The following is a 9366-nucleotide window of genomic DNA, read 5'->3' as shown; positions in this document are numbered from 1 at the left end:
GTCTTCGTTTCGCTGTCTGCCGGTTTCGGCGCCGGTTTCAGATCCTCTGACTTCTGCGGCGTGACGGCCGGAACGTCTTCGCTACGCGGCGGTTTGCCCGGAGTGAAATCTGTCTTTTTCTCGCCGGTGCTACCGTTGCCTTTGTTCTTAGGCGCATCTGGCGTATCAAGGTCATAGCTGCCTTTATTTTTCTTACCGATGCCCGGATCGGCCAGCGTAAAGGAGATATTGTTGCCCGCTTCCTTCTCATCACGCGTGACGACAGACATTTCGTCTTTATTGGTATTGATCTCGCCGGTCGTGCCTTTACTGGTGATATCACCAACGGAAATGGTCGATTTTTGCGTTTCATCACGATGAATTTCATCAACCGTATCAACATAAAGGTTTGCCGATGGCACGCCGCCTTTCTTGCCCGGCACGCCACCGATACCCACACCACCGCCACCGTACAGACCATCCTGTTCCACACTGTCTTCGAGGGTCCGGGCGTTAATGTCGCCAGCCACGTTCACGGAGCCGGTACCCTCTTCAGAGACAATATTCGCCCCTGTCATGTTCAGGTCGCCGCCGGTTTTCACATTCACTTCGCCATTCGTGTGAATGCCGGATTGTTTTGCCGTGGTCGCTGCGTCATGCGCCTCGGAGCCACCACCCGCGTTTACCGCAGCGGTGGGCGTAACCCCTTTACCCGATACGGCGACACCCACCGACGCTCCCCAGTTCTGTCGGGCATTTTCGGTATGAACCGTATCCTGGACGGAGGTAATATCCAGATCCCCTGCCACGTCGACATCCGCGGTATTGGCCTCGATATTTGCCCCGGTCATGGACATATCGCCGCCAGTTTTGATCTTCACGTTATCGGCGGTGATAGTGCTGTTGGTGTAGGTGGTTGAGTCACCGGAACCATTTTCTTTATTACCGCTGTAGTCAACGGACGCACCGCCGCTGATTCCGGTCAGATCCACACCAACGCCTGCCGTGACCCCTCCAGAATGTTCTTCGCTGGAGTTGGAATAGCTGGAAGTCGATTTCGCCGCATTCATCGACACGTCGCCACCGGCGTTAATTTCTACCTCCTCGCCCTTAATATCGACACCATTGAGGGTGGTGTCTTTTTTAGTATTGATAGAGATATTTTTCGCATTAATGTTGGTGATATTTTCCGATGTCGTTTCGGTAGTGGATGTCGATTTCTTCGAACCGCCGCCAATCGTTATGGACGCGCCCGCAATATCGTTAAGTAACAAATTCGACGCATCGCCAAGCACTTCTGCGGCTGTGGTCCCCGCATTAAGCTCCTGGCCATCCTGCGATTTCTCGACCAGGTTACCGGCCTTATCGGCGGAATCGGCAAGGGTACTGTGCGCTTCGCCAGAAATACCAAAATTCATCTCTTTATGCGTGGTGGTGGTCTTCTCTTCATCGAGGTATTTAGTGCTGGTGACATCTTCAGCATTAATACTCAGAGAGTCGCCCGCGCTCAGGTCAGCACCACCGATATCCACGGTTTTATTGGCGTTGATCGATCCCGACTCGGCAAAACTGATCGAGGCATTCGTATTCTTTTTACTGTCAGTAACGGTAGAATCACTTTGAGAATTAAATTCGAGACTGAAACCCGCGGTATCGTTTACCGGCGCGCGTCCAGGCTTTTTACCAATAGCCGACGTATCGGATTGTGAACCGGCACTAACGTAATCGCCTGTCGTGGTTGTATTAGACCCACCCGACATCGTGCCATAGTCCGTTTCCACTGTCTGACCACCACCGCTGACCCCAGCCCCCATACGGAATTCGCGGCTGGAGGTGTGCTCTTCCGAATGAGAGACATCCTCTGAGGTTTTAATCGTGACATTGTTTTCTGCCGAGATCGAGCCGGTCTGCGCAGAATAGGTGCCGCCTTCCATCACAACATCATTTTTAGCCTCAATGTTCATATTCCCGCCAGCCGACACATTACTGCCAATAGCGGTGCCCGTCGTGGTGGAGGTATCTGATAACGAGAAATTAAAGGCATTTTGCACATCGTTATCAATGGTGCGGGTCGCATCAATTTCATGCAGGTCGTTGAAGGTCACGTCCCCCTCTGTGGCCTTCATATTGACATCCTGACCCGCGGTAATATCTGACGCGTTTGAGGTGATTGATTTCGCTTCCATGCTGATGCTACCGCCAGCAGTCACGCCATCATCGTAGGCATGAATAATCTGCTTGCCATCTTCACCCCGACCCACGCTTGCCGTCATGGTGATATCGCCATTTTCAGCGCTCATCGCAATATCACCGTCGGCACTGATAGCCGCGCCATTATTGTTGATATCGCCATTGGTGGTCGTCATGCTCATATCGCCACCCGCGGAAATACCGGAGTTCATACCGTTACTGACGTTATTAATATCGCCGTCAGAGACCAGCGTCATGTCGCCGCCAGACGAAATTGAGCCATTCATATTGTTGATTTCACTGGCATCAACGTTCATGTCATTACCAGCATGGATTGTCGCGCTGCCGCCGTTAACGTCGCCGCTTTCCATCTGACGCAGCGTTTCCGGGCACAGATAAACAACCGGAACCAATACATCCACACCGTTTACATTTTGGTTAACAAACCAGACGATATCTTTATCCAGATTGCTACGCTGCTCCTGAGACAACGGTTCGCCAACCACCAGGCCAAGCTCGCTATCCTTCGCCGCTTCACCTGCGTTATCCATTAATGCCTGGACAAGCGCATCGCCCTCCAGGCCGTCGCGAATTGAGAAGAAGCTGCCAACCGAAGCGGAAATTTCGCGGCGAATCAGCTCAGAGGTAAAATAATTGTCGCCGATCACATTGACCGGTTGTTGCGGATCGTAACCCACCTGATCAAAGAAATAGTCCGATCCGGTATAACCGCTCTGGTCTATCATTGATGGACGGGTTTCAAAAATCGGCACGATATTGTTAGCGGGTCCCGGATAATCCTCGCCATTTTTCGCCGCTTCTGTGGTTTTCTTGAAATCGGTGGAGATTTCAAACATTCCCGGGATCGAGATCATATCTTTGATGGTCGGCATGGGGCTGATACCCATGGACAGCTCATCAATAGTTTTGGTATTGACGTTAACATCATAGCCCGCAATAACGGTGTCAACGGTATAATCACCTACATCAATATCGCTGATATTGGCGTTGGCGTTAATCACCCCTGCCCCGGCAATACCATTATCCAGCACCCCACCATTCTGCGTGAAGTTGCCGCCAGCGGTAATTTCGCCTTTTTCCTGCGGCACATAATAGGTTTTATTGGCCTTCAGCCCTGCATTGTCTGATGCGGTTTGTTGCGCCCAAATATTACACAATTTGTTATAATTAGACGTTTGCCAGTTTTCGCCGAAAATTCGGATCATCATGCTGTTAAATAATGTTGATTGATTACCTAACATCACTACTGCGTTAAACCAGAGCTCTTTTTCCGCATCAGTGCCGCCCCCTTTTGAGTCAATTTTGTTTGCCGCACTGCCCCCGCCGAATTCAAAGTCAAGGAATTGATAAAGCGTATCGAATTCCCAGCTTGACTGGTGCTCTGATGCAAGCTCCCAGCGATAGGTAAGGGATCCTTGCTTGCTGAGCGGAAGTTGCAAGTAATCGTAAAGCGTGAGTTCGCCATAGCGCGGCGAGTTATAGACGTTACCTGTGATGGTGATATCTTTCGCCGCCTGTATCAGACCACCGGTATTAAACACATCGTGGGTATCGTAAATATCACGCTGGTTGATATTGATATTGCCACCTGCGCTGATCTCCGCCTGGTTTTCCAGTTGCAGGCCGGATGTGACGGTCGGCATATCTAACCCAATATGCGTAAAAGATTTCGTCAATGCATGCTCGATCGTCTCATACGATACAGTCGCAATCTGCGCACCAGTGACTGAAATTTCATCACCGCTGTAGGTGCTTTCATTGGTAATGACTTCAGCATCCAGATAAATATCTTTTTCTGCCCGGATTATCCCCGCCTGGTTCCAGATTTCTTTCGCGATAATTGACAAATCACCCATGCTAAGCACGTTGCCGCCAACGGCATTGATAAACTGTCCGTTGCGCGCTTCAAGACTCAAATCGCCCATTGTCCACAGCAGACTTTGCGCGCCATTAGTCACATTCTTCGCATTAATATCTAAATCACCGCCGGTGACAATGGACATGTTATTGACGAAGTCGCCTTCGGCGTCCACGTTCATATCGCCGATGATTTCCAGCATGGCATTGTTCGTAAAATCACCCTGCGTCGAAATGTTTAGCTCACTTCCTGCCCGAATGTTTTTACTGAGATTGTCAAGGGTCAAACTGGCGTCGAGATCAAGAGACAAAATCCGCCCGGCTTCCAGAATACCAGAGGTATTATTCAGGCTGGCCAGTTTGAGCGTCAGATCGCGATCGGCAACAATAGACGAGTTGTCATCATTCGCCATAGCCCTGGCGTTGACGTTAATATCATAACCGGCGATAAGCGAATCAGCGCTGTTGTTAATATCACCGTTCGTCACGTTCAGCGTGGTGGTTCGGCCACCGACGATTACCGCCGAATTTGTGTTATTTAAAACCTGCGCAATATTCAGCGTCAGGTTATTATCAGACGAGACAATAGCGCCGCCATCATCATTCGTCAGATTATTAGCATCGATAGTCAGGTCGCCGCCCGCGACCAGAGTCGATACGTATTCCCCCGTGCCGCCGCTGTTGGTCAAGGTATCCGCGGCGATAGTCAGCGTACCGTCAACCGCCTGAATCAAGGAACCTGACAGGTTCGTCAGCAGACCGATCGCAGTGAGTACAGTATGCATACTTGCTGTAATCACGGCCTGGTCGGCGTTGGTCAGGGCATCCACATCTTCAATCGTCAGGTTACGCAAGGCCATTAACACATGGTCGCTCCCCTGGTTAATCAGGTTTCTGATATTGCGGATAATCAGATCGGTTCCGGCCTGTACAACGCCTTCATTTTTAAGCGTATCGCCATTTTGCAGGGTGATCGCACTGTTGCTAAGGATGACAGCCTGGTTAGTCAGTTCCCGAACGCCGTCAAACGTCATATCGCCTGACGCCACAATGGAAGCGTCGGAAGCGTTATTCAGCGTATCAACGGAAGTTATATTGAGCGCGCCACCTGCCTGAATCACCGCGCCACCGCTGTTGGTTAATGAATCAACATTGTTGATGGCAAGCTGCGTGCCACTGACCACCACCGCGCCATTCTGGTTTGAAATGTCGGACAGATGGCTGAGTGAAAGAGCGCCTTCGGCAATCAGCTGGGAATTATCGTTTTTAAGGGATTCAATATTCGACAATTGCAGGCTATCACCGCTGTAGATTGTCCCGGTATTGACGTTATTAAGCGTATCAATCTGATCGAGCAGGAGCGTCGTCGCCTGAATTGTCGATGCGTCATTCGTCAGCGTATTAATACCGGTAAGCGTAAGATCTTCCGTGGCTAAGATAACCCCATCCTGGGTATTAGACAGCGACGCAAGATTGGTCAACGAAACGGACTTGCCCTGGATCCAACCGGCATCGTCATTCACCACTGTCGTCACATTTTCGCCATCCAGTGACAGTTTACCCGCCGCCAGAATTTCACCGCCGCTGGTGTTGGCGAGCTGCTTGCTCACCTTCAATTCCATATCGCCCGACGAACTGAGCGTACCGCCAGTATTGCTTAGCTTCGCGGTCTTCACCTGAACTTTCTGTTTAGCATTCACGGTGCCGCGGTTTTCAAGAGTGGCATCTGCATCAGAAGTCGTTAGCGCGATACTGCGGCCTTCAATGGCGCCGGTATTTTTCAGCGACTTGCCTTTCGCAGTGACGGTAACGTCATTTTTATTGCTGATGATATTGCCGCTGTTGTCGATATCACCTTCAGCACTTACATCGATGGTTGCATCGTCGCTACTGATCGTACCGCTATTGATAAGGTTTCCGCGGCTGGCAAGCTGCATTTCCCCTTGCGTGACGCCGATTACCCCTTTGTTATTGAGGGCGCTGGCATTCATCACCAGTTTTTTATCGGCAAAGATTCGGCCGCTGTTATCCAGGTCGCCAACGGTGAGCGTCTGGGTGCCAGACGCATAGATCACGCCATTATTTTTCGCCGATCCGGAAGCGATAACGATATTGCCGCTGGCGTTAACGGCACCGCTGCTTTCAAACGCGCCAGTCAGATTAACCTGCAAAGTGCCTTTTTTCGCCAGTACAGAGCCGCCGTTATTGGTCATACTGCCAGCGGTAATCTGAATATCTCCGCTGTGGCTGATAACCTGAACATCCGATACCAGTGAGCTGAACGCGACTTCCTTGCCGTCCACCAGGACGACGAAGTCACCCTTTTTCAGCGTCACAACGCCATTGCTGATGATATTGCCATTTGCATCCAGCGCCTGGAGTTTGCCATTCAGCGTATATTGTCCGGCAACGTTGATCTGGATGGCTGGTACAGAGGTCGTCGCCGTCGCGTTGGTAATCAGCGAGGCGGCATTTTGCACCAGCGAACTGGCGTCAATACGGATCTTACCCGCAGAGGAAATCACATCGTTATTGAGGGTAACGCCAGCAAGCGCATTAAACACAATGTCATTTTGCGCTTCAACGCCCATCGCGCTATTGCTGGATTTGGTGGTCGCAATATTGTTGCCGTTTAGCGTAATATTTTTATCGCTGTGCAGGCTGGCCAGCGTGATATCCCCGTCTGCGCTAATTTCTAAATCACCGCTGGAAATAATACCACCTGCGTGGCGCACACCCGCGCCAGATTCGGTGCTGATTAACTGAATTTTACCGCCGTACATGGAACCCAGCGCGCTACCATCGATAGCAACAGCAGGCCCCTGCCCATCGCCCTGGCTACGAACGGTATGGCTACGGCTGGCAAGCTCATAGTCGTTCTGTCCGGCCAAAACCTTCAGGTCTGCCTTACCGGCGATTTCGCCTTCAAGCTGGGCGCTGCGGCTGACGATATCAAAATAGCTTAAGCCTTCAGTGTTAATACCCTGCCCGGTGACGGTGATGTTTCCCTTATCGACGGCAAGTTTATAAGTACCGTCCTGATTTGCCTGTACTTTACCGGTGCTGAGGGTCAGACTATTGGCGTTAATGGTCGTCGCGCCGTTGACGCTAATACCATTTTCGTTCGCAATAATAATGTCGGCTTTTTTACCGAAAACTTCCATCGTGCCATTAATATACGAGGCCTTCGCACCTGTGACTTCGCTGATAATCGCACTGGCTTCCTGCTGCAGTTGACCATTTTTAACCGCGTAACCTCCAATTTTGGTCACGCCTTCTTGCATGCTGTTATTAAAGACAACGCCTTTCTGGTCAACGTTAAATTCAGTGAATTTATTTAATGAAACGCCCTTCGCATTAGGGTTAGCGATATTAATCAACGGCGTGCCATTCGCCGTCTGGCCCATCGTGGGACCGTTTGATTGACGATTGTCCGGTGTGGTGGCTGCTTCAACGGCAGGCGATAAAATACTCGCCAATGACAGATATAATGGGCCAAGTTTTTTATGCAAGTTGCTGGCATTCAACTTCTCAGCTTTAACATTTTGTCGATTCATAATGTGTCCCTAAATTAAAAAGTAATTTCCGTTTTGTAATAGACAACTGCATCATCTACAGTCTGTTCATCCATTGAATCTGGTTTTCTGATGGGCCAACCTGCCATAACATAGGAGGAGAAATATTTACCGCTTGCTTTGATACCTACTGACGCGCCCATCATGAACTGCCCATCACACGCATCGACACCCTCAGGACAATTATCTTTAGTGAATCCGAGATCGTAGCCCATATAAGGCGTCAACTGATAAACACCAGCCACACCCACATCAAAAGGGAATTGCAGAGTATTTGCGATCCATGCTCCGCTATCGCTCATTACATTATCGTCTTTGAAGCCCCGAACCGTATATTCATCGCCAATTGTGACTTTTGCGTCACTCACCAGCACATCTGGCGAATACTGGAAGCCACTGTTTAATTCATACGTAACCCCCAGCCTTCCCACTTTATAAAGAGGGCGAGTCCAGCTGACAATGCCGTTATATTTAATATAATTGAGGTCAAAACCCTCCAGGTCCGGATCGCCTTTCCAGGCAGAACCAAACCATGGAACCCCAGCCGTTACGCCAATATCACCATAGACCCAACCACCGCCCAGCGCGCCGACATACGTCAGGCCAGTAGCAAGCGAGGTGTATTTTTTTGAACTGACATCAATTTGCGAATGTTCAATTCCATTGTAGTTATCCCGGCGCTCAACTTTCATCCACGCACTTGTTTTACCGGTTGCACCACGCATAAGCATACGGCTTATACGCAGTGACGCGCGTTCTGAGTTTCCGTCTGACTCATAAATGTCGTACCCACCATCAATGCTTTTAGTGTATTGAGATTTATAGTAATTCGCATCAAATCCCCAGTATCCCAATGGGACACCATAGCTAAAAGACCAGGAGTCCTGTTTGTCATCCGGATTATTAAGGTTGTTCCAGGAGTAATAAGCATTAAAAATATCATTTAGCCCGGCAATATTTTTACCGGTAAAACTGCCATAGTATTGCTGCCAGCCCTCCGCCTGAGTGCCCGAGTTATTGAGACCTGCGGTGAGAGATACCGGAAATGATGGCTGATGCAGTAAATTGAGATCGGAATAGCCATTAATCACCGAGGGCTGAACATGAATATTGTCAGCATCCGATACGCGTAATAAATTTTCCACGCTCTGGTCAATATCCTGCATATTGAGCACCTTCCCTTTGGCAAAGGGATAGGCGGTAAATAAACGCGTGTGTTCACGAAATGAAGGTTCTTGACCGTTCACTTTAAAATCGTTAATCTTTCCCCACAGTACACGAAGCGTTAACGAGCCGCTTTTAATATTACCAGGTTCAATACTTATAAGGGTTGTAGCATAGCCACGAGCAATATAAAAATCCGTCAGTTCTTTGACCAACGAAAAAATTTCGGCTTTTCCCAGTTCCTTTCCCACATAGCGCTGAACGATTTCTTCTCGTTGCGGCGAGCTGTCGAACCGAGCGTCATCCAGAATGACAATTTTATCGACTTTAAATTTCCACTGTGAATCAGCTGGCAGCCCGCCTTCTTCTTCGCTACCGCGCAGCGCTCTTTGTTTTTGCAAAAGCGCTTCTGTACGTTTCGCCTCTTCAATTAAGAACTGATTACTTTGTCTTTCGAGTCTGTCCAGTTCTTGCTTATTTTGCTGACCGGGAAGCATAGCGGCATGTGCCACTTGTAAAAGTGGCACAATTAAAACCATCTGTTTTAATAAAAATCGTGAATATATCATCACATCATTCC

The 9366-nt window shown here is 49.5% G+C and carries 2 protein-coding genes; both read right to left on the bottom strand.

The annotated features are described in order from the left end of the window. Positions 1 to 7604 (bottom strand): two-partner secretion domain-containing protein (locus tag OGY07_RS15890; RefSeq protein ID WP_286601897.1); only part of this gene is annotated, 7604 nt, incomplete at its 3' end. Between the two features lie 14 nt (positions 7605 to 7618). Next, the gene (locus OGY07_RS15885; RefSeq protein WP_286601895.1) at positions 7619 to 9355 is read right to left on the bottom strand and encodes a ShlB/FhaC/HecB family hemolysin secretion/activation protein; all 1737 of its coding nucleotides are present in this window, start codon (positions 9353 to 9355) and stop codon (positions 7619 to 7621) included. Positions 9356 to 9366 lie beyond the last annotated feature (11 nt).

It is taken from the genome of Citrobacter sp. Cs237, from assembly GCF_030332325.1.
Classification (GTDB): Bacteria; Pseudomonadota; Gammaproteobacteria; order Enterobacterales; family Enterobacteriaceae; genus Citrobacter_A; species Citrobacter_A sedlakii.
This window is presented reverse-complemented; position numbering and strand designations above follow the sequence as displayed.

Excerpts from the sequence above, each read along its gene's own strand:
- OGY07_RS15885 (WP_286601895.1), bottom strand. The coding sequence starts at position 9,355 with ATGATATATTCACGATTTTTATTAAAACAGATGGTTTTAATTGTGCCA.